The 17,391-nt window shown below is 40.4% G+C and carries 19 protein-coding genes; 13 read left to right on the plus strand and 6 right to left on the minus strand.

The genetic code is table 11. The annotated features are described in order from the left end of the window. Positions 1-88 precede the first annotated feature (88 nt). Together CWB77_RS04605 and CWB77_RS04610 are read left to right on the plus strand one after the other, a co-directional pair. Positions 89-715: a methylamine utilization protein gene (locus CWB77_RS04605; protein ID WP_109875766.1), complete on the plus strand. Its 627-nt coding sequence runs from the start codon at positions 89-91 to the stop codon at positions 713-715. After that, entirely contained in the window at positions 693-1,931 is a 1,239-nt protein-coding gene (locus CWB77_RS04610) for a hypothetical protein (RefSeq protein ID WP_010392442.1), read from the plus strand. Before CWB77_RS04605 ends, CWB77_RS04610 begins: the two co-directional genes overlap by 23 nt. A 65-nt stretch (positions 1,932-1,996) precedes the next feature. Here CWB77_RS04610 and speE read toward each other — a convergent pair whose 3' ends face one another. After that, positions 1,997-2,860: a polyamine aminopropyltransferase gene (gene speE, locus CWB77_RS04615; protein WP_138621555.1), complete on the minus strand. Its 864-nt coding sequence runs from the start codon at positions 2,858-2,860 to the stop codon at positions 1,997-1,999. Between the two features lie 198 nt (positions 2,861-3,058). Here speE and speA point away from each other — a divergent pair, with 198 nt between their 5' ends. From speA to CWB77_RS04635, 4 genes are all read left to right on the plus strand, one after another. After that, positions 3,059-4,939: a biosynthetic arginine decarboxylase gene (speA, locus tag CWB77_RS04620; protein WP_055012723.1), complete on the plus strand. Its 1,881-nt coding sequence runs from the start codon at positions 3,059-3,061 to the stop codon at positions 4,937-4,939. Positions 4,940-5,000: 61 nt separating this feature from the next. Then, positions 5,001-5,873, plus strand: coding sequence for a 1-acylglycerol-3-phosphate O-acyltransferase, YihG family (gene yihG / locus CWB77_RS04625; RefSeq protein WP_138621557.1), 873 nt, complete (start codon positions 5,001-5,003; stop codon positions 5,871-5,873). Positions 5,874-5,891: 18 nt separating this feature from the next. Continuing rightward, positions 5,892-6,812, plus strand: coding sequence for a 1-acylglycerol-3-phosphate O-acyltransferase, YihG family (yihG, locus tag CWB77_RS04630; RefSeq protein ID WP_138621559.1), 921 nt, complete (start codon positions 5,892-5,894; stop codon positions 6,810-6,812). After that, on the plus strand, positions 6,809-8,068 hold the full coding sequence (locus tag CWB77_RS04635; protein WP_138621561.1) for a mechanosensitive ion channel family protein: 1,260 nt from the start codon (positions 6,809-6,811) through the stop codon (positions 8,066-8,068). The genes yihG (CWB77_RS04630) and CWB77_RS04635 overlap by 4 nt, the downstream gene beginning before the upstream one ends. On the opposite strand, the gene chrA is transcribed toward CWB77_RS04635, so the two are convergent. Continuing rightward, positions 8,028-9,179: a chromate efflux transporter gene (chrA, locus tag CWB77_RS04640; protein ID WP_138621563.1), complete on the minus strand. Its 1,152-nt coding sequence runs from the start codon at positions 9,177-9,179 to the stop codon at positions 8,028-8,030. The two genes, CWB77_RS04635 and chrA, sit on opposite strands and share 41 nt — an antisense overlap. A 184-nt stretch (positions 9,180-9,363) precedes the next feature. Between chrA and CWB77_RS04645 the strand changes: the two genes are divergently transcribed. After that, positions 9,364-9,996: a YiaD family glycine zipper/OmpA-like lipoprotein gene (locus CWB77_RS04645; protein ID WP_010392457.1), complete on the plus strand. Its 633-nt coding sequence runs from the start codon at positions 9,364-9,366 to the stop codon at positions 9,994-9,996. Positions 9,997-10,091: 95 nt separating this feature from the next. Then, positions 10,092-10,745 (plus strand): hypothetical protein, encoded by a 654-nt coding sequence (locus CWB77_RS04650; RefSeq protein ID WP_138621565.1) that lies wholly within the window; start codon positions 10,092-10,094, stop codon positions 10,743-10,745. 14 nt (positions 10,746-10,759) lie between these two features. Here CWB77_RS04650 and CWB77_RS04655 read toward each other — a convergent pair whose 3' ends face one another. Continuing rightward, a complete protein-coding gene (locus CWB77_RS04655) occupies positions 10,760-12,538 on the minus strand; it encodes an ABC transporter transmembrane domain-containing protein (protein WP_075170794.1) in 1,779 nt (592 codons plus the stop codon). Between the two features lie 88 nt (positions 12,539-12,626). On the opposite strand from CWB77_RS04655, the gene CWB77_RS04660 reads away from it, so the two are divergent. From CWB77_RS04660 to CWB77_RS04675, 4 genes are all read left to right on the plus strand, one after another. Further along, positions 12,627-13,025, plus strand: a complete 399-nt coding sequence (locus CWB77_RS04660; RefSeq protein ID WP_010392463.1) for a DUF3224 domain-containing protein — start codon at positions 12,627-12,629, stop codon at positions 13,023-13,025. Positions 13,026-13,039: 14 nt separating this feature from the next. Further along, on the plus strand, positions 13,040-13,222 hold the full coding sequence (locus CWB77_RS04665) for a hypothetical protein (RefSeq protein WP_138621567.1): 183 nt from the start codon (positions 13,040-13,042) through the stop codon (positions 13,220-13,222). A 9-nt stretch (positions 13,223-13,231) separates the two neighbouring features. Next, the gene (locus CWB77_RS04670; RefSeq protein ID WP_055012716.1) at positions 13,232-13,849 is read left to right on the plus strand and encodes a LysE family translocator; all 618 of its coding nucleotides are present in this window, start codon (positions 13,232-13,234) and stop codon (positions 13,847-13,849) included. Between the two features lie 77 nt (positions 13,850-13,926). Further along, complete coding sequence (locus tag CWB77_RS04675) at positions 13,927-14,469, plus strand: PH domain-containing protein (RefSeq protein ID WP_138570690.1); 543 nt, start codon at positions 13,927-13,929, stop codon at positions 14,467-14,469. Between the two features lie 91 nt (positions 14,470-14,560). On the opposite strand, the gene CWB77_RS04680 is transcribed toward CWB77_RS04675, so the two are convergent. The 3 genes from CWB77_RS04680 to CWB77_RS04690 all read right to left on the minus strand — a co-directional run bounded on the left by CWB77_RS04680 (position 14,561) and on the right by CWB77_RS04690 (position 16,956). After that, positions 14,561-16,339 (minus strand): alkaline phosphatase D family protein, encoded by a 1,779-nt coding sequence (locus tag CWB77_RS04680; protein WP_138621569.1) that lies wholly within the window; start codon positions 16,337-16,339, stop codon positions 14,561-14,563. A 78-nt stretch (positions 16,340-16,417) separates the two neighbouring features. Further along, positions 16,418-16,762 carry a rhodanese-like domain-containing protein gene (locus CWB77_RS04685; protein WP_138570688.1) on the minus strand — a complete coding sequence of 115 codons (345 nt, stop codon included), beginning with the start codon at positions 16,760-16,762 and terminating at the stop codon, positions 16,418-16,420. A 5-nt stretch (positions 16,763-16,767) separates the two neighbouring features. Beyond that, positions 16,768-16,956, minus strand: a complete 189-nt coding sequence (locus tag CWB77_RS04690) for a YgaP family membrane protein (RefSeq protein WP_010392474.1) — start codon at positions 16,954-16,956, stop codon at positions 16,768-16,770. Between the two features lie 129 nt (positions 16,957-17,085). Here CWB77_RS04690 and CWB77_RS04695 point away from each other — a divergent pair, with 129 nt between their 5' ends. Next, entirely contained in the window at positions 17,086-17,388 is a 303-nt protein-coding gene (locus CWB77_RS04695; RefSeq protein WP_010392476.1) for an ArsR/SmtB family transcription factor, read from the plus strand. Positions 17,389-17,391: the final 3 nt, after the last annotated feature.

A 17,391-nucleotide genomic window follows, 5' to 3' on the forward strand; every position in this document is an offset into this window, starting at 1 on the left:
TTAGCTAAAAAAGAGTGTGTTAATTAATCTGCAAAACTTTATGTAATTAGTTCTATAATAAATAAAAAGAATTTAACAAGAAGAAAATATGCTGAAAATTTTACTCGCTATTTTAGGTTGTATCATTGTTTTTAAGAGTAGTGCAGCAACGGTTACTGTTTATAATAACAACCAAAAAGTTCAAGAAAATGTTGTTGTTTGGTTAGCTCCAGATCAAGCCTCTGGCGTGAATATAAATAAATCACTTTTCACTATGACACAAAAAAATCGCCAATTTACACCACATATCTTAGTCGTTGAAAAAAACAGCCAAGTTGAATTTCCTAACGCTGACTCGATAATGCATCACGTGTATTCATTTTCTAAAAGCAAAACATTTGAATTAAAGCTTTATCGAGAACAACCACAAGATCCAATTACATTTGAACAAACAGGAGTTGTGGAGCTTGGTTGTAATATTCATGATTGGATGTTGGGTTACATTGTTGTTGTGGATAGCCCATATTATGCAATCACCAATGAGCAAGGAGTAGCATCGTTCGATATCCCAAATGGAGCCTATAAACTAAATGTTTGGCATGAAGGCTTTAGAGATATTAGCAAAATAGAGTCGCAAAAAGTTGTTATAACTAACAATAAATTAAGTTATCAGTTAAAACAAAAACTAACTTTGCCTATTAGGGTTGAAGTTGATGAGTTTGACGATTATGAATAGTCTATTGGGCTTAGCCGTTGTTATTTGCTTGTTGAGTGTTTTTTCAGCCAACGCACAAGTTAAAGGTTTGCTGCAAGTAAGGGCAGTGCAAGCTGATTCACAACTAAGCTGGCAAGAGGGTGGAATTGGTTTATATCGCCATGATGCGGCTAATCAAGGCGTGGTTTTATCTCAGGGAATTATTGATTTAAGTGCAGATATAAGTTCTAGTTGGTCTGCCCATGCTGTAGTTAATTTATATCAAGACCCAAAAAGTACCTTGGGGGTTAGTCAGGCTTATCTGCAATATAAACCTTTAGTTCGCAGTGATTATAAATGGCATATTAAAGTGGGTGGCTTTTATCCACAATTGTCATTAGAAAACCCTGATATGGGCTGGTTATCTGCATATAACTATACCAATTCGGCAATTAACTCTTGGGTAGGTGAAGAGCTGCGAACGCTAGGTGTTGAAGCAACAATTAAACGCCCAGCCCGTAATTTTAATAGTGCCCATAGTTTTAGTTTGGTTGGTGCGACATTTAAAGGTAACGATCCTGCGGGGACATTACTCGCTTGGCGAGGCTTTGCTTTGCATGATCGCCAAACAACACTTAATGAGGCTCTCGCTTTTGCGCCTGTTGCGTCTTTAAATACTCCACAGTTACAATTTCAAGCAAACCAAGTTTTACCGTTTGAAGAGGTCGATGGGCGATTTGGTTATTACGTTGGTGGACATTGGGATTATTTAAAAAAGTCTCAGTTGCGAGTGTACTACTATGATAACAATGGTGACCCTGGCGCTCTTAATTATAATACGGGTCAATATGCCTGGGATACTCGATTTTTAAGTGTCGCATGGCTAAATAAATTTACACCGAAAACACGATTAATTATCCAAATAATGTCGGGTGGTACGGCTATGGGTCAAAACCGCGGCGTTGATACTCGATTTTATAGTCATTTTGCATTATTGAGTCATAAAATAAAACGCCACCGTTTCTCAGTACGTTACGATTATTTTGAGGTGACAGACAAAGACGATTGGAAGTTTGACCCTAATGCTAGTCATGGCGAGGGACTAACAGCAACTTGGCGTTATCAGCTTACACCACAATGGCAAATAGGTGTTGAGGGGTCAGCGCTTCATAGCCAAGCAGATAACCGAGTAGCTATGAATAAAGCATCGAGAATATCGCAGCAGCAAATAGCATTAAATGCTCAGTTTCGGTTTTAGTTGGAAGAATAACAAATTGAAACAGATAAGGGCTCTTGTGAGCCCTACTTTGTATTAATGGCTTTTTATTTTTTGTCAAAAGCGCGTTTCATGTAATTAGGTGTTGCGAGTGCACCGTGATGAATGCCGCCATTGTAGTATTCACTATGCTCAGCAATTATGGCTGCGCCGTCTTCTCTAAAACCGTTAAATGCTTCAGATTTACGAGCTAGCGTCACCGACCACAACCCACTTGGATAAATAGGTTGTGGGAATGGAAGAGTTTGCAAGTCTTTAAAACCAACACTTAGCATAGCTTCGCGCATTTCAACCAGAAGTGGCATATGCATTAATGGCGATTCGCTTTGTTGTACGAGTATTCCACCAGGGCGAAGTGCGTTTAAACAGCTAGTATAAAACGCATGGTTAAATAAACCCTCACCAGGGCCTACCGGATCAGTTCCATCAACAATCACCACATCAATAGACTCACCAGCTGCTTCGCGCATATATTTAATGCCATCGTCAAATATCACAGTGGCACGTGGATCGTTATTTGATTCACATAACTCTGGGAAGTACTTTAACGACATTTGGGTAACTACTTCGTCAATATCGATTTGTGTCACAGTTTCTACACTTGGGTGCTTAAGCACTTCACGTAATGTACCGCAATCGCCGCCGCCAATAATAACCACATTTTTAGGGTTTGGGTGTGCTAGTAATGCTGGGTGGCTGATCATTTCATGATAAAAAAAGTTTTCACGGCTACTCACCATAGTGCAACCATCAATGATCATTAAATTACCAAAGTCTGTGGTTTCAAACATTTCTACTTTTTGAAAAGGAGACTGTTTTTCATCTAACTTTTTGTTAATACGTAATGAAAATGCGCTGCCATCGCGGTCGCTAATTTCAGTAAACCACTTACTTTGATCTAAATTTGCCATAGTTGTTGTTACACTTTTGGTTGAGTATGAAAAAAGGAGGCAATTCTGCCAGTGCTTGGGCTATTGCTCAATCAAATTTTACTCTCTTTAGCGAATAAAGTTAGCTATAAAGAGGGGAAAGTTCAATTTTTGTTAGCTTAGCAGATAGTGACGTATTAAAATGCCCCTTTACACCTAATTTAATAAAGAAGAGTTGCCATGACTTGGGGTTTAGAAACAGCACGTGCTACATACAATGTTGCTCATTGGAGCGATGGTTATTTTGATATTAACGCACAAGGTGAATTGATAGCCTATCCGGATGGCGACCAAACAAAACCTGCCATTTCTTTAAGCCAGCTTACTGAGCAGTTTAAACAGCAAGGATTAACCTTACCAGTACTGGTGCGCTTTACCGATATTTTAAAAAATCGTGTAGATACGCTCACCAATGCGTTTACTCAAGCGCGCACTAACCGTGAATATAATGGTAAATACACCTGTGTTTACCCTATAAAAGTAAATCAACAGCGTTCTGTAGTAAGTAAGCTTTTAGCACACCCAAGTGGTTTAGTGGGGCTTGAAGCCGGTTCTAAACCTGAACTAATGGCAATTTTAGGTGTGGCAAAAGAGCCTATTACTATTGTATGTAACGGCTACAAAGACAGTGAATTTTTACGTTTAGCCTGTATTGGTCAAGCAATGGGGCACAGCGTTAAAATTGTGGTTGAAAAACTCTCTGAGCTAACCACACTGCTGGAAGAAATTGATAATTTAGGTATTGAGCCTGCTATTGGTATTCGTATTCGCTTAAATTCGGTTGGTAAAGGTAAATGGCAAAATACCGGTGGTGAAAAAGGTAAGTTTGGCTTAACTGCAGGACAAGTACTCAGTGCAGTGGAAGTGCTCAAGCAACATAACAAGTTGCATTTAATGCAGATGGTACATTTTCATATTGGTTCTCAAATTGCCAATATTCGCGATATTCATCGTGCTTTGCGCGAATGTGCTCGCCATTTTGCTGAGTTAACTCAATACGGTGTACCGCTCAATACTGTTGATGTGGGTGGCGGGCTTGGCGTTGACTACGAAGGTTCAGGCTCACGTAGTGCTTGCTCAATGAACTACACAGTCGAAGAATATGCGCGTAATGTAGTAAATGCATTTGCCGAGGTGTGCGACCAACATAACTTAGCTCACCCTGCAATTATTACCGAATCTGGCCGTGCTCTTACTGCACATCATGCGGTGCTTATTACCGATGTGATTGATGTTGAAAAAGCGCCAAATCATTTAAACCCAGAACCACCTGTTAAAAACAGTGCCTTAGTATTGGATGAAATGTGGCAGTGTTTACAACGTTTGAACCCGCGTATGGCATTAGAGATTTATCATGATGCAATGCACTTATTTAGTGAAGCACACGATCAATACGTACATGGTTTAGTGAGCATGCTAGAGTGGGCGAAAATAGAGCAGCTTTACTTTACTATTTTACATCGCGTTCGAGCTTCATTAAGCTCTAATGCACGAGCTCACCGCGAAGTGCTGGATGATTTAAACGAAAAACTAGCCGATAAACTGTTTGTGAATTTTTCATTATTTCAGTCGTTACCCGATGTGTGGGGCATTCAGCAGTTATTTCCGGTTATGCCCATCGAAAACCTAACGCAGCCGCTTACTCAGCGCGCTATTATCCAAGACATTACTTGTGATTCTGACGGGCAAATACGTGAGTACGTTGAAGGTGCAGGAATTGAAACCAGTTTACCTATTCCTGAATATACACAAGGTCAGCAGTATCATATTGCGATGTTTATGGTAGGGGCATACCAAGAGATTTTAGGTGACTTACATAACCTATTTGGTGATACCGATTCAGTTCATGTTGAGCTTAATGAGCAAGGATATGTATTAACCAATGCCATTAAAGGTGACAGCGTTAAGGATGTATTAAAATTTGTTGATTATGATAGCGAGTTATTAGCTGATAACTTTGCCACTCAGATTAATAAACTTGATGTATCAGAGCACTGTAAAGAAGGTTACTTAGCCGAGCTTAATGCAGGGCTTGAAGGCTACACCTATTTTGAAGATTAATTTAGTTGCATAGTTCAGCGCGGTCATTTGTGGCTGCGCGATGTTTAAAGGAATAGAAGTAATGTCAGTTATTCGCAGTGTATTTAGTATTTTCTTTTACACAATAAACACTCTTTTTTGGTTTGTACCTATTTTTATTTGTGGCATCGTTAAGCTAATCCCAATTAAGGGGCTGCAAAAATTAATGAGCTGGACAGCCAAGCAATGTGCCTCTATTTGGGTGACGTTTAACACGTTAAATCAAACGTTATTAACGCCAACAAAGCTAAATGTAACCGGTCTAGAAGAGCTAAAATTGAAAGATTGGTACCTAGTTATTGCGAACCACCAAAGCTGGGTGGATATTTTAGTGTTACAGCGAGTGTTTAACCGCAAAATACCTTTTTTAAACTTCTTTTTGAAAAAAGAGCTTATTTACGTACCTGTTTTAGGTTTGTGTTGGTGGGCGCTCGACTTCCCTTTTATGACCCGCACCAGTAAAAGCCAATTAAAAAAGAATCCTAAATTGCGTGGTAAAGATTTAGAAACGACTCGTAAAGCGTGTGAAAAATTTAAAGAAATGCCGGTTAGTGTGGTTAACTTTGTTGAAGGTACGCGTTTTACAGCGCAAAAGCATGCGCGGCAAAATAGCCCGTTTCCTCACTTACTTAAACCGAAAGCGGGTGGTGTGGCGTTTGTAATGCAAGCTATGGGTGAGCAAATTTCTAAGGTGGTAAATGTCACTATTCATTACCCTGAGGGCATTCCTACCTTTATGGATTTTGCAGCCGGCAAAGTAAAACACATTGATGTACATGTTGAAGTAAAAGGCGTTAGTGACGACTTAATTGGTGATTATACTAATGATCCTGACTTTAGAGTACGTTTTCAAAGTGAATTAAATCGCGTGTGGGAAGAAAAGAACCAGACGTTGGTTAATTTAAAACAAAAATAACAAAATGAGCTGACAGTTATGCTAAAAAAATGGTTACCTAATTGGTTAAATGGCTTAATTGTTGGCTGTGTTTTATTTGCTAATTTAATAATATTTGGCGCATTAGTGCTTACCCTTGGGTTAATTAAATTGGTTTTGCCCATACCCGTAGTAAGTAAATTATTACACAGTGCGTACAAGGGGTGGTGTAAAGGTAACCGCTTAGGGCTATGGCTAGGCTGTAATGATATTAAAGTTAATATTAGTGGGGAGGTGAATGCCAATTGTTGGTATTTGCTAATCAGTAATCATATTAGCTGGCTTGATATTGCGGTATTAAGCTCGTTAAATGCATTACCAGCCCCTAAGTTTTTTTTAAAAGATGAGCTTAAGTACGTGCCATTTATAGGCACTGGTGCGTGGGCAATGGGTATGCCCTTTATGAAACGGGTGAGCAAAGCGCAATTGGCAAAAAATCCCAATTTAAAAGGCTTAGATGTCGAGCGTACTAAGCGCAGTTGCCGTAACTTTCGTCATCATCCTACAACCATAGTTAATTTTGTAGAAGGTACGCGTTTTACAGCGCAAAAGCATAAGCATCAACAAAGTCCTTTTCAGCATTTATTAAAGCCTAAGGCTGGTGGAACTGCTTTTGCCTTAGAAGTTTTAAACGAGCAATTTGACGCTATGCTTAACACTAGTTTAGTGTATAGCGGTAAGTCAGATCATGTGTGTCGTAATATTTTAAAAGGCGAGTTGGAGTCTATTAATATTACAATTGAGGTGGTGCCGATAAATACACAAATGATTGGCAGTTACCAAACAGATCACGCATTTAGAGCCGAATTTCAGCAATATTTAAATAATTTATGGATAAAAAAAGATAAGCAATTAAGCGCTATTCATATTCAGCAAGCTAGTACTGAATTAACTCCCAGTAAGGAAATTGAAATACCATGACCAAAACACACCTACAGGAGCTAATTACTCCTTGGTTTGAAAAAGTCCCCGATGCTTTTTTTCTCAGCGCAATCACGGCCTCATCCATTGGCATCCTTTCGTTATTATTTGTTTACTTATTTACCCGTCGCTTGATGTTACCGGGTATTCAAAAGGTGGTGACTAAACTCTCTCCTGAGCGTATTGGTTCATTGTCACCTATGTTGACCAAGCTGAATAAACGAATTGCTTGCTTGTTATGCTGTGTACTTTTTTTAGCCACATTTGATAGTGTTTACCCCGTTAATGAAATTGCCCAAGAGATCCTTAAAACCATTGGCCAAGCATTATTAATTATTTATATAGGTTTTATTATTAGCAGCATAGTGAGCATTGCTGGCGCTATTTATAACCAACTAGACTTTGCCCGCGAAGTGCCTATTCAAGGGCTAATTCAAGTAGTGAAGCTGATCACCTTTATTGTGTGTTCAATATTAATTGTTAGTATTGTGCTCGAAAAATCGCCGACTTATATTTTATCGGGTTTTGGTGCGATCGCCGCTGTTACTTTATTAGTATTTAAAGACACCATATTAGGTTTTGTCGCCAGCATTCAAATTGCCGCTAATCGTTTAGTGACCTATGGGGACTGGATCCAAGTAGATAACTACGGCGCCGATGGCGAAGTAATTGATTTAGGACTTAATACTGTAAAAGTGCGTAACTGGGACAACACCATAACGACTATACCCACTTATATGCTGGTGGCCGGTTCATTTAAAAATTGGCGCGGTATGCAAGAATCTGGTGGGCGACGTATTAAACGTTCTTTAAATATTGATATGAACAGCATCTTTTTAGTTGATGATGATTTTAAAGCGCAAATAGAAGCGGCAATACCACTGCAAGAATATATTCGACTAGGCACACTTCCCGATCCGGTGTCGAACTTAGGGTTATTTCGTCGCTATGCAGAGGGTTACTTAAAGCAACACAGTAAAATCAATACCTCGCTCACACTTATGGTGCGTGAACTACAACCGCTTAACCATGGCCTACCGATTGAGTTTTACTGCTTTAGTGAAGACAAACGTTGGATATCGTACGAGCACTTACAAGCTGAAATTATGGACCATTTACTGGCCGTATTACCGGTGTTTGGACTGCGTGCTTATCAAAGTGTCAGTGGGCAGTTAGGCCCAGCTGACGGGGTGAATATGGCGGGCAAACCTAGTATTAAAGTGCCCAATAATGCTGTCCAAGGCCAACACCAATAAAGAGCAATAATAGCCACCAAATAGGTGGCTTTTTCATACGTAGCCACGCAAATGCAGCAATCACTAATGCAATATGCCACACATTATTAATAGCTGAAGTCCAAATGGGCGAATACAATGCTGCAGCTAAAAAACCAACCACAGCGGCATTAAGCGCGGCAATTGAGCTGGCAAAGCGGGGCTTACTGGCTAAATTAATCCAGCTTTTCTGAAATGCCAACATCAGTAAAAACCCTGGGGTAAATATCAATAATGTAGCTATGACTGCGCCCATTATTGGCTGCTCGGTATTTAGCTGCGCGCCTAAGTAGGTGGCTATTGTAAACATAGGCCCAGGTATAGCCTGAGCACTGGCGTAAGCCGTTAAAAATTGATCATCACTTAACGTTGGCACACCCGCTTGAAGTACTGGCAACACAACATGCCCGCCACCAAATACCATAGCACCAGCTTGGTAAAAAGGCGCAAATAACGCAAATTCTTGCCCTATTGGAATAAAGCTAACTCCAAGCAGTAGCGCAAATAAACTAAGTGCAACCCAGTTAACTTTCCCCCGATCACTGCTAGTTTGCTGTGATAAATCACTTAATTTTAAGAGTGGCCAGATAGCGCCGACTGCGGCTGCAATAAGTAAAATAATAATTTGTGTACCTAACATCGGCAGTAGAACAAGAGCTAGGGTGCTTATAACTGCAATTAGCTTAAGGATTTGGTTGCTGCAAAAGCTTTTGGCCATACTAAGGGTCGCATCGGCAACAATTACTACGGCAAATAACTTCAACCCGGTGATCACAGCAAAATAAACGGCGTCAAATTGGTGAGCACTAATAGCAAGCAGTGTCATTATTAAAAAAGAAGGCAAGGTAAAACCAACAAATGCGGTGATGCCACCGAGTACACCTGCACGCTCTACGCCAATTGCAAAGCTAACCTGACTAGAGCCAGGGCCAGGCAGAGCTTGGCTGAGGCTTATTAGCTGTGAATAGCGACTGATACTTAACCAGCGCAGCGAATCAACAAAGTGATGTTTAAAGTAACCTAAATGGGCGGCAGGGCCGCCAAAACTCATGCAGCCAAGCAAAAAAAACTGCCTAAAAATCGCAATTAACATAGTGGCCATCGCCTTTTTGATAAATCATTAAAGTGTCACAAATAAGTATGACATTTTTATGAAACGCTATCATTAGTCCGTATGAAGTAAGTAATAATACGTGTTTTACGTTACTCTTCATTTTTGGTTCATACAAATGTTTGCATAATCGCAATAATAAATTCTAAATGAATAGGAAATTACCATGATGTTAACTAAATCACTTTTAAGTGTCACTGTCGTTGCTGTATTACTTTCTGGCTGTGAAATGAATAACACAGGTAAAGGCGCCGCTATTGGTGCTGCAGCAGGGGGAATTTTAGGTAAAGCTACAGGTAACCACAAAGATAAACGTATTTTTATTGGTGCAGCTATTGGTGCGCTAGCGGGTGCAGCTGTAGGTGATTACATGGATAAACAAGAAGCTGCTTTTCGTGATGAACTAGCAGGTTCGGGAGTTGAAGTGGTACGTGAAGGTGATAACTTACGCTTAGTGATGCCCTCTAATATTACGTTTGCGACTGATCAATCTTATATTTCATCGGGCTTTCATGACACTCTAAATGCGATAGCAAGTGTAATGAATAAATACGAAAAAACCTACTTAAGTGTTGAAGGTCACACCGACAGCACGGGCAAAGATAGTTACAACATGACTCTTTCAGAGCAGCGTGCACAAAGTGTAAAAAATTACCTAGTAAACCAACAAATTATGGCTGCACGAGTAAGCACGAGCGGCTTTGGTGAATCACGCCCAATTGCCACTAACGATACCGCGAATGGTCGCGCGCAAAACCGCCGCGTCGAAATTCAAATAGTGCCTAATACACAAGGTTAATAGCTAAAACCGCGCAAATGCGTGGTTTTGTATATTTTAATGGCACTTTTGCCTGCGTTAGCTGTCACAAATAGTTCTTCGATAAGGACATATTTATGGCAGCGTGGCGCACGGCAATTATTTTATCGGTATGTTTACATGGATTAGTTTTGTTTTTTGTTGCCTCATTAAAAGCACCTAAAATAAAGCCGCCACAATCAACCCCAATTAAAGCTTATATGGTAAGTGTGCCTGCCAAAATTAAAGCAATACAACAACGCGCTAACAAAAATGTGAATTCAGAAATCAACTCAATTGAGCCTGACAATGCAACCCAATCAAAATCATTAAATGCGATTAATAAAAAAACAGATAAAACGACTGAGCCGGTAAAGATCAGCACTAAAAATACCCAGTCTGTAATTTTAAAGCCTTACAAAAAGATCGATTTAAACAAAGGACTCAACAGTATTTTACAGCAACAAACTGGCTATTCTGATACTGCAAAGAGTGACCCTCAGAAAAAGCGTATTACAGTTTCAAAAGAGCATGCAGGCAAGGTAAAGTCACTATTAAAAATAGAGCAGCAAAATATGCAATTTACCACTTATCGACGAGGTGATAGCTGTTTTAGAAAGGTATCCGTTGGTGCAGGGGTTATGCCAAAAAATGACTTGCCCGAAAGTTACATAGCTGGTGTAAAGTGCGATAAAACTAAGCTAACTGAGGCTTACGATACCGCAATGAATAAATGGCTTAAAAAGAAGTAGCAACTAAAATGCAATCAATCTAAATTAAACTGTAATTCACATAGTTTTTGATACAAAGGGTTACTTGCCATTAATTGCTGATGAGTGCCTGTAGCTTTTATTTCGCCATTTTCCATTACTACAATCATATCGGCATGTTTTACCGTGGCCAGTCTATGGGCAATAATCAGCGTTGTTCTATTTTGCATTAAGTGTTCAAGTGCGGCCTGAACATGATGCTCGCTTTGCGCATCAAGCGCGCTGGTAGCCTCATCAAGTAGCAGTATCTCTGGGTCTTTTAAAATGGCGCGAGCAAGAACAATACGTTGCTTTTGCCCACCCGATAGCCTTACACCTTGCTCACCTAAGAAGCTGTTATAGCCTTGTGGTAACTGTTTTATAAATTCATCGGCATGGGCATGTTTAGCGGCTGCATAAACTTGCTCGTCACTGGCGCTTTGGTTGCCATAGCGAATGTTATGCATAACATCAGAGCTAAATAAAATCGGGTTTTGTGCCACCATCCCCATTTTGTTGCGTAAGGTGTTTAACGACAACTGTTTAATATTTATATTATGAAACTTAATCGCTCCGCTAGCAGGGTCATAAAAACGCTGTAACAGTTCAAACAAGGTGGTTTTACCGGCACCTGAAGGGCCAACAATAGCCACGGTTTTACCTGTTTCAATATTTAAGCTGATATTATTTAATGCGCTTACATCTGGGCGAGAAGGGTAATTAAAACTAATACCTTCAAGTGAAATTGCACTGTTACTTGTTGTTGCATGTAACTGATCATCTTGTGGAATTTCAGGATTTTGTATTTTACTTTTAACGGCGAGCAGTTCAAGCAGTCGGGCAGCTGCCCCTGCGGCACGTTGTAGTTCACCATAAACCTCAGCAACGGTTGCTACCGACATGGCCACCATAATGGCATAAAACACAAAAGCACCGAGTTCACCGCCCGTCATAGTGCCTGCGAGCACATCACTACCGCCTACCCAGAGCATGGCACTAATAGCACTAAAGGTAAGAAAAATAACTGCTGCAATTAAAAACGAGCGCTGTTTAATGCGGCTTTTGGCAACATTGAAGGCCTTTTCGGTTTCATTAGCAAAAGCAGATTGCTCTTGCTGCTCATGGCTATAACTCTGTACCACTTTTATGTTTTGAATGATCTCACCCGCGTAGGTGCTGATATCTGCAATCGCATCTTGGCTAGAACTTGCAAGTTTGCGTACCTTTTTACCAAAAACTAACATAGGCACCAGTACTAAAGGGACGCAGGCCACGACGACTAAGGTAAGCTTTAAATTAGTAACAAGTAGCATAATTAAACCACCGACTAACATTAGCGCGCTTCGCAGCGCCATAGAAAATGATGAGCCGATAATAGATTGTAATAAGGTAGTGTCGGTGGTGAGTCGCGACATCAGCTCGCCGCTGCGATTTTCTTCAAAGTAACTCGGATGCAAGGTAACAATACGATTGAATACAGCTTTTCTAATGTCATTACTGACTCGCTCGCCAATCCACGACATTAAATAAAATCGGCTGAATGTACCCACTGCCAATAAACTGATCAAGCCAATTAATACCAAAACAGCTTGTTGTAATTGCGCTTGCGAGCCGGCAATAAAGCCATGATCAATCACAAACTTAACGCCTTGACCTAGCGATAAATTAACCCCTGCGGTGGCAAGTAATGCTACTAGAGCCCCTAAAACCACCCATTTATAAGGCTTAATAAAATTGAATATAGGGAATAAAGCGCTAAAGGCGGCTTTATCTGAAGCAGGCTTGTCTGTAGGCATAGTAGATTCTTATTGATGATTAAGGTATAGATATGGCATCAATAGATTAAAAATCAATAGTATTAAAAATCATCAATAGGGAAAAATTATGACAACTAAACAGATAACAGGCGAGTTTACCGTTACTTTAGCGCCTATAGAAGGGTATGCACATGGACAGCAAGGCGTTAATTTAGGTCGGATGTCGATTGATAAACAATTTACTGGCAGCTTAACGGCAACTAGCCAAGGCGAAATGCTTAGCGCCATGACTCCCACCCAAGGCAGCGCTGGTTATGTTGCAATAGAGCAAGTGATAGGCGAGCTTGAGGGCAAGAAAGGCAGTTTTGTACTGCAGCATTTTGGTACTATGGACAAAGGCCAAGACAGCTTAATTTTAAAAGTGGTGCCCGACTCAGGCACTGATGAGCTCGCAGGATTAACAGGCAGTATGGCGATACGCATAGAGCAAGGTATTCACCATTATGATTTTAAATACAGTCTATAAAGCAGGTATTTATAATGCAAAAAGTAATCGAATTCAGAAAGGCCCGTTTTTTGGGTGGGGTAGATATAGTCGCACTAAATGATCGCATACTGGAATTAAACCAAGATGGCTGGAAAGTAATAAACGCAGTGCCATTGACAGGCTTTTATGGGCAAGTGCATGGTTATACATTACTTATTGAAAATGAAGAAATATAAGGGTTACTAATGGCGTTATCATTATGGTTGAGCTTAGCACTGGTGTGCATGATGGGGGCGATGTCTCCCGGGCCCAGTTTAGCTGTGGTATTAAAACATAGCTTAAGCGGTGGCATGAAAAATGGCATGCTGGCAGCGTTAAGTCATGGTTTTGGAGTGGGCTTATATGCCGCAGCTTCACTGTTGGGATTAGGTGCATTGATGTTGCAATTTCCTACTGTGTACCAATTTTTAGTGTATTTAGGGGCAGCCTATTTAGCATATTTAGGTTTGAAAATACTATTTTCAAAGCCCAACGACAGCGAGCTAAACATTCAGCAAAGCGACATGAGCAGCTCTAAGGCGTTACAAGATGGCTTTGCCATTGCATTTTTAAACCCCAAACTAGCAATTTTCTTTTTGGCGTTATTTTCACAATTTATCGACCCAGAGAACCTTACTTTAAATATTGGCGTTATTATGTGCTTAACGGTTTTTGTGATAGATACAGGCTGGTATTTATTGGTGGCTTTACTTACTGAGGTGTCTAAAAAGCGCTTTGGTTTTACTAAGCAAAATATCTGGTTAGATAGGCTGTTAGGTGCGGTATTTATCGCGCTTGCGATTAAAGTAGTTATTGGATTTTAACTATCAAATTGATTGAATTGCGTACAGTTGGTAATTAATGTAACTTAAAAAAACTATAATTTAAAAGTGATAAAACGATGTCTAATATAATTTTAAAAAGTGCTACTTTTGATAACAAAGTCAAACAGTACTGGATGTGTTTAGCTGCAATATTTAGCCTTTTTCCAGTTGTAACTATTGTGCTTTTACCCGTTGTATTACTTTTAGTGTGGTTAGTCGCAAGTCGAGTATTAGCCGCTATGTCGGCCGATTTACTAGAGCGCAAGCTAGTGGTGAAGCGCGGTATTTTATTTAAAGAAGAAAAATCGATTCCACTAGAAAAAATCACTGATGTCGGGTTGAGTCAGGGGCCGCTAATGCGCATGTTTGGTCTATACCGGTTAAGTTTTGAAACAGCAGGGCAGTCGGGACATGGTGCGTTGGTATCGTTACTTGGGGTAGTTGATGCCAGTGAATTTCGTGAAGCCATTTTGACTCAAAAAGATAACCTCACGGCAGAACAACCCGTTCAAGTAAAACAAGACGAGCCACAAAGCCAAGTCGAACTTATTCGCTCGCTGGCCTACAGTGTAAAAAATATCGAGCAAATGTTAGTTACTTTATTGGATGAGAAAAAGTAACCAACAGCTCTCTTTGAAAACAGGTTATTTTTATTAAACCAATCTAAAGAAGTTATGAGCCTTAGATTGGTTTTTTCATGTCTGCAGTAATTTACCCTTGTATTATAGGCTGACCTGCTAGCATACGTAATTCTTTACTGCGCTCGGCTTGCATTTCATAAGAGGTAGTTTTGATGCTACTTACGTAATTCCACTTAGCGCTTGCTTGTTCTTGAGTGAAGGTCACGGTTAAGTAACCTCTATCGACTAAGTTGTTATAGATAAGATCATTAACCAATAATGGGATTACTTGCTCCATTTGTGCCGTAACTTCAGGGCCCTGTGTATTTAGTGCTAAGTATTTTTCAAGACCTGGCGAAGACACTGAAGAGGTGGCAAACTCAACTCCCGCATTTTGTGATGCGGCTATTGGATTGCTCGCATCAGTTTTTAATTGCCCAGCCCAACCATTGTGAGTATCGCCGGCTAACACTACTAAGTTTTTTTGTGCAGCAATAGCTGTACCAAGCAGTACCTCACGCTCATAGGCGTAGCCGTCCCAGGCATCTAAATTGTAAGGTGCGGTGGTATCAACACGCGCACGTTCTGCATCAGTTACTGTTGGATCACCGGCTAGAATGCGGCCTTTAATTTGTGCCAGCTCAGCAAATAATGCTGATGCTTGAGCAAGCAGGGCACCAGTGTCAGCACCATTTGCTTGGCTTACCTGCAGGCTCACTAAAAGCTGTAGCACTTCAAACGGCAAGTGCATCTTGGTCATTAACACTTGTTGGCCAAGTACTTGCCATTTTGAACTTGAGGTTGTCATACCATCGGTGAGCCAGGTTAGTTGTTCACTACCCAGTAATGCGCGTGTGGGTGAACTAACAGCACTAACAAAATCGCTTTGTCCTTGTGCGCTGGTTAAATCAAAATCACCGTAGCTTAATTGTTCATCACGCGCGAGCACACGGGTATCTAGCATGTATAGCGACACTAAATTACCAAATTCAAAACGACGATAAATACGTTCTTTATCAGCTACATTACGTAAAGGCATCCATTCAAAGTAGGCTTGTAGGGCATGTAGTTTACGTTCGCTAAATTCACCTTCACCGTCATTATGGTTTTCTGCACCTTCACGCCAAGTATCATTAGTAACCTCATGGTCGTCCCATATTGTTATAAAGGCGCAATTACTGTGAGCTGCTTGTAAATTGCTATCGGTGCGGTAGTGGGCATAGCGTTTACGATAGTCAGTTAAGCTAATAATTTCATTGCTGTTATCTTCAGGTAGTAAACGACCTAAGCTACTTGCGTCTTCAGTAGCGTAGCCATTATTTCCATATTCGTATATGTAATCGCCTAAATGGAGTACCGCATCTAAGTCAGGTTGCTTTGCTATTTCACCATAAACATGAAAAAAGCCAGCAGGATAATTGGCGCACGACACAACTGCCAGCTTTACTTTATCAATATTGCCTGTTGGTAATGTTTTACCTGAGCCAATAGGGGAGGTTTTGCCGTTAGAAATAAAGCGGTAGTAGTAATTGGTATTAGCGTCTAGACCTTGTAAGTCCACTTTAAGGGTAAAGTCTGTGGCTGCACTTATATAAGCTTCGCCATCGTGACTAATCGCACTAAAGTTTTCGTCTGTCGCGGCTTGCCATTGCACTTTAATGCTGCTGGTAGCTGGATCTTTTGGTGTTACACGAGTCCATAAAATTAGGCTATCTGCTAGCGGATCGCCACTGGCAACGCCATGATCAAAGCTAATCTCAATGAAATCATCATCGTCGTCAAACCGACAACCTGTTAACCCTAATGATATAACAGCAACACCAAATCCTGCCGCCGAGGCCTTTAAAAAACTTCTTCGTGTAAACGTCATTACTCTGTACCGTTAATTCAAAAGTACGAGCTTATCCGACCAGTATGACTTTTATATGAAGTTGTGATGCCAGTTATATTAAAATACTTGGCAAATTTGCTCAGCTTTACAAGTAATAACTGTGACGTTTTCGTAGCCCACTCGGGTCAGCGCTTCAGCACTTAATGTTGCACGCGCGCCACTAGCGCAATGTAAGTAAATAGGACGGGCTGCGTCTTTTTCTATTTCCATAAGTTTCATTTCAAGTAACCCGCGTGGAATGTTAATTGCGCCAGTAGCTGCTTTGGTGGCATGTTCAGCGGGTTCACGCACATCAATCAGTAAGCCTTTATTTTGCTCAAGTTCTTTCTTTGCTTGTTCGGCATCAATACGGCGCTGATTAGGGGTAATAATTTTTAGTAAATCTGGAATAGGGGTTAGCATGGTGTTTATTCCTTAAAGCCAAGTTTGCGTAATAGAGTGATCATTGGGCACCAGCTAGTAAAAGCTGATTGAATTAAGTTTACTGCGATAAAAGCTGTAAAGTAAATCCACTTAGGATCATGATAAGTTTGTAATAAGAGCGACACAATAATCATTATGCCAGCGATTAGTCTGAGTGCATTGTTTAGTTTCATTATAGTAGGCCAGTTATTTAGTTCAGTACAGCCACTATATTAGATATATCTATATTAGTAAAATCTAATATTAGACTTTTCTAATCTAACGTCCTATACTCAGGCTCTATTTTAGAATAAGAGCATAATATGAATATTGACTTTACTGCCATGGCCGGCAATGTAGAACAAGCTGAGCAGTTATTAAAAATTTTAGCCAATAAAAATCGCTTAATGATTTTATGTTCTTTGCAAGATTCCGAAATGAGCGTATCACAGCTTAATGAAGCCGTGCCATTAGCGCAGTCTGCGTTATCTCAGCACCTAGCAGCGCTACGTAAAGCAAACATTGTGGCTACGCGCCGCGAGAGCCAAACCATTTATTATCGTGTCATTGATGAAAATGCGGTCGTTTTGCTTGGTACCTTGTATGGGTTATTTTGTAAGGGCTAAGTG

Origin of the sequence: Pseudoalteromonas sp. S1610 (genome assembly GCF_005887465.1) — a bacterium.
In the GTDB taxonomy this organism is placed as follows: Bacteria; Pseudomonadota; Gammaproteobacteria; order Enterobacterales; family Alteromonadaceae; genus Pseudoalteromonas; species Pseudoalteromonas undina.

Excerpts from the sequence above, each read along its gene's own strand:
- CWB77_RS04680 (WP_138621569.1), bottom strand. The coding sequence starts at position 16,339 with ATGACGTTTACACGAAGAAGTTTTTTAAAGGCCTCGGCGGCAGGATTT.
- CWB77_RS04610 (WP_010392442.1), top strand. The coding sequence starts at position 693 with ATGAGTTTGACGATTATGAATAGTCTATTGGGCTTAGCCGTTGTTATT.
- CWB77_RS04660 (WP_010392463.1), top strand. The coding sequence starts at position 12,627 with ATGACAACTAAACAGATAACAGGCGAGTTTACCGTTACTTTAGCGCCT.
- yihG (WP_138621557.1), top strand. The coding sequence starts at position 5,001 with ATGTCAGTTATTCGCAGTGTATTTAGTATTTTCTTTTACACAATAAAC.
- CWB77_RS04670 (WP_055012716.1), top strand. The coding sequence starts at position 13,232 with ATGGCGTTATCATTATGGTTGAGCTTAGCACTGGTGTGCATGATGGGG.
- CWB77_RS04685 (WP_138570688.1), bottom strand. The coding sequence starts at position 16,762 with ATGCTAACCCCTATTCCAGATTTACTAAAAATTATTACCCCTAATCAG.
- CWB77_RS04675 (WP_138570690.1), top strand. The coding sequence starts at position 13,927 with ATGTCTAATATAATTTTAAAAAGTGCTACTTTTGATAACAAAGTCAAA.
- CWB77_RS04605 (WP_109875766.1), top strand. The coding sequence starts at position 89 with ATGCTGAAAATTTTACTCGCTATTTTAGGTTGTATCATTGTTTTTAAG.
- speA (WP_055012723.1), top strand. The coding sequence starts at position 3,059 with ATGACTTGGGGTTTAGAAACAGCACGTGCTACATACAATGTTGCTCAT.
- speE (WP_138621555.1), bottom strand. The coding sequence starts at position 2,860 with ATGGCAAATTTAGATCAAAGTAAGTGGTTTACTGAAATTAGCGACCGC.
- CWB77_RS04695 (WP_010392476.1), top strand. The coding sequence starts at position 17,086 with ATGAATATTGACTTTACTGCCATGGCCGGCAATGTAGAACAAGCTGAG.
- CWB77_RS04645 (WP_010392457.1), top strand. The coding sequence starts at position 9,364 with ATGATGTTAACTAAATCACTTTTAAGTGTCACTGTCGTTGCTGTATTA.
- chrA (WP_138621563.1), bottom strand. The coding sequence starts at position 9,179 with ATGTTAATTGCGATTTTTAGGCAGTTTTTTTTGCTTGGCTGCATGAGT.
- CWB77_RS04690 (WP_010392474.1), bottom strand. The coding sequence starts at position 16,956 with ATGAAACTAAACAATGCACTCAGACTAATCGCTGGCATAATGATTATT.
- CWB77_RS04635 (WP_138621561.1), top strand. The coding sequence starts at position 6,809 with ATGACCAAAACACACCTACAGGAGCTAATTACTCCTTGGTTTGAAAAA.
- CWB77_RS04650 (WP_138621565.1), top strand. The coding sequence starts at position 10,092 with ATGGCAGCGTGGCGCACGGCAATTATTTTATCGGTATGTTTACATGGA.
- CWB77_RS04665 (WP_138621567.1), top strand. The coding sequence starts at position 13,040 with ATGCAAAAAGTAATCGAATTCAGAAAGGCCCGTTTTTTGGGTGGGGTA.
- CWB77_RS04655 (WP_075170794.1), bottom strand. The coding sequence starts at position 12,538 with ATGCCTACAGACAAGCCTGCTTCAGATAAAGCCGCCTTTAGCGCTTTA.
- yihG (WP_138621559.1), top strand. The coding sequence starts at position 5,892 with ATGCTAAAAAAATGGTTACCTAATTGGTTAAATGGCTTAATTGTTGGC.